The sequence below is a fragment of the Streptomyces sp. CB02980 genome (assembly GCF_014451325.2).
Classification (GTDB): Bacteria; Actinomycetota; Actinomycetes; order Streptomycetales; family Streptomycetaceae; genus Streptomyces.
In genome coordinates this window covers 1-3,447 of the sequence record NZ_JACSCH020000050.1, presented here as the reverse complement: position 1 = coordinate 3,447, position 3,447 = coordinate 1, and the positions used below count along the sequence as shown (strand labels likewise).

The following is a 3,447-nucleotide window of genomic DNA, read 5'->3' as shown; positions in this document are numbered from 1 at the left end:
CACACTCCTGGCCCCCTACCAGGCCCACACCGTCGAACTCCCCTCCTACCCCTTCCAACGCCAGCACTACTGGCTCGAGCCCGAGCCGGCCGCGACGGACGCCCGGGGACTCGGCCTGAACCCGGCAGGGCACCCGCTGCTGGGCGCCGTGGTCGAACTCGTCGAGGAGGACCGGCTGGTGTACACGGGGCGGCTCGGCCTCGACACCCAGCCGTGGCTCGCCGATCACGCCGTGCACGGCACGGTCCTGCTGCCCGGTACCGCGTTCCTCGAACTCTCGATGGCCGTGGGCGCCCGGATGGGCTGGCGACGGCTCTCCGAACTCACCCTCCAGGCACCCCTGGTGCTGCCGCCCGACGAGGCCGTGCAGCTCCGGGTGACCGTCGAACCGCCGAACGCGAACGGGCAGCGGGAGCTGGCCGTGCACTCGCGACCGCAGGACGCCGAGGCGGGGGTTCCGTGGACGCGGCACGCCGCGGCACTGCTCGACATCGACGACGAGACGGCGGACTTCGACCTCGCCGAGTGGCCGCCGCCCGGCGCCCACGAGATCGACGTCGAGACCCGCTACGACACGCTTTCGGAAGCGGGCTACGACTACGGCCCCGCCTTCCAGGGGCTGCGTGCCGCCTGGCGCGGCGGCCGTGACGTCTTCGCCGAGGTGAGCCTGCCCGCCGAGCTCGACGCCGCTTCCTTCGGCGTCCACCCGGCCGTGCTGGACGCCGCTCTGCACGCGGTCGGCCTGCTGCACGAGGACGGCGGAACGGTCCTGCCGTTCTCCTGGTCCGGCGTCACCCGCCACACCGAGGGCGCGGACACCCTGCGGGTGTGGCTCAGGGCCAAGGGCGAGGACGGGGTGAGCCTGCGCGTCAGCGACGGCGCGGGCAAGCCCGTGCTGTCCGCGGATTCCGTCACGATGCGGCCGTTCACCGCCGACCTGTCCGCCGCGCGCGGCACCGACGCGCTGTTCCGCCTGGAGTGGCAGCCGGTCCAGGCCACCGCGACCGACGTCGACGTGTGTCTGGTCGCCGATCTGTCCGAGGTGCCGGATCCCGTGCCGCAGCTCGTCGCCGTACGATGTCCGGGCTCGACGCAGGACTCCGACAGCACAGGGGCCGGCCTCGCCGAACACGCGCACCGCGCGGCGGGTTGGGCGCTGGCCCTGGTCCAGGAATGGCTGGCCGAGGCCCGCTTCACCGGCTCCCGACTCCTGGTGCTGACCGACGGGGCCACCGGCCCCGATGTCACGAACCCCGCCCAGGCCACCGTGTGGGGCCTGATCAGGACCGCTCAGTCCGAACACCCCGACCGCTTCTCGTTGTTGGACACGGATCCGGACTCGGCGCACGACGTCGACACCGTTCCCGGGGCCGTACTCGCCGAGCCGCAGCTCGCCCTGCGGGCGGGCACGGTCCTCGCCCCCCGGCTCGTCCGGCACACCGCCGTCCCCGACCCGGCCGGTGCCGCCCCGCTCGACCCGGACGGCTCCGTGCTCATCACCGGCGGAACCGGCGTCCTCGGCGCCTCGGTCGCACGGCACCTGGTCACCGAGCACGGCGCCCGCCGCCTGCTCCTCGTCAGCCGCCGCGGACCCGATGCCCCGGGTGCCGGGGAACTCGCGGCCGAACTCACCGCGTTGGGCGCGGAGGTCACCCTCGCCGCCTGCGACACCGCCGACCGCGACGCGCTCGCCCGGCTCCTGACCGACGTACGGCTCACCGCCGTCGTCCACACCGCGGGCCTCCTCGACGACGGTGTGATCGAGTCGCTGACCCCGGACCGGCTCGCCGCCGTGCTGCGACCCAAGGTGGACGCCGCCGCACACCTCGACGAGCTCACCGCCGACCAGGACCTCGCGGCGTTCGTCCTCTTCTCCTCCGTCGCGGGCGTGCTCGGCAACCCCGGCCAGGCCAACTACGCCGCCGGCAACGTCTTCCTCGACGCGCTGGCCGCCCGCCGCCGGTCCGCCGGTCTCCCCGCGACCTCGCTCGCCTGGGGCCTGTGGGCCGAACGCACCGGTCTCACCGGACACTTGGACGACAGCACCCTCTCGACGCGCGGCATCGCCCCGCTCTCCAACGAGCAGGGCCTCGAACTCCTCGACCGGGCTCTCGGCGACGACGCGGCGATGCTCGTACCGGCCAGGCTCGACCCGGCCGCACTGCGCTCCGACGCGCTCAACGGGACCCTGTCCCCGGTGCTGCGCTCGCTGGTACGGGTCCCGCAGCGGCGCGCCGGCGAGTCCGGCCTGCGCCGCAGGCTCGGCCGGCTGTCCGAGGAGGAGGGCCGCCGACTGCTGCTCGACCTCGTCAACACCCAGCTCGCCGCGGTCATCGGCCGCGACTCGGCGGACGGGATCGACCCGGACCAGCCGTTCAAGAGCTTCGGCGTCGACTCGCTGCTCGCCGTGCAGCTGCGGAACCGCCTCAACTCCGCGACCGGGCTGCGCCTCCCGGCGACCCTCGTCTTCGACCACCCGACGCCGGCCGCCGTCGTCGACTTCACGCTCGCGCTCGCGCGGGAACGCGCCGAGAGTGCCGCCCCGCGGCCCGTCGCCGCCATCGCACCGCGTGCGGACGACGACCCGATCGTGATCGTCGGCATGGGCTGCCGCTTCCCGGGCGGGGTGGACTCCCCCGAGGGACTGTGGCAGGTCGTCGCCGAGCAGCGTGACGTGATCTCGGACTTCCCGACCGACCGGGGCTGGGACCTCGACGGTCTCTACCACCCGGACCCGGACCACTCCGGCACGTCCTACGTGCGGCGCGGCGGCTTCCTCCACGAGGCCGGCGAGTTCGACCCCGCGTTCTTCGGGATCTCGCCGCGTGAGGCGCTGGCGATGGACCCGCAGCAGCGGCTGCTCCTCGAAGTGTCGTGGGAGGCCCTGGAGCGGGCGGGAATCGCCCCCGGAACGCTGCACGGCAGCGACACCGGTGTGTTCGCCGGCGTGATGTACCACGACTACGGCGGTGGCGGCCGGCTCCCGGAGGAGGCCGAGGGCCACTTCCTGACCGGCACGGCCGGCAGTGTCGCCACCGGCCGGGTGGCCTACACGCTCGGCCTGCAGGGTCAGGCGCTCACGGTGGACACGGCGTGCTCGTCGTCCCTGGTGGCGTTGCACCTGGCCGTACGGGCTCTCCGGTCCGGCGAGTGCTCGCTCGCCCTCGCCGGTGGCGCCGCGGTGATGTCCACCCCCAACACGTTCATCGAGTTCTCGCGTCAGCGGGGGCTCGCGACCGACGGCCGCATCAAGTCGTTCTCCGCCGACGCCGACGGCACGGCGTGGGCCGAGGGCGTCGGTGTCCTGGTCGTCGAGCGGCTGTCCGACGCCCGACGCCTCGGTCATGAGGTCCTTGCCGTGGTCGCCGGCACGGCCGTCAACCAGGACGGCGCGTCCAACGGACTCACCGCACCCAGCGGCCCCGCACAGGAACGCGTGATCCGGGC

Annotated in this window: 1 protein-coding gene; it reads left to right on the top strand. The window is 74.0% G+C overall.

Features of this window, described 5'->3' with window-relative positions:
• A partial coding sequence (locus E0F75_RS39635; protein WP_308189671.1) for a type I polyketide synthase occupies positions 1 to 3,447 on the top strand: 3,447 nt, incomplete at both ends.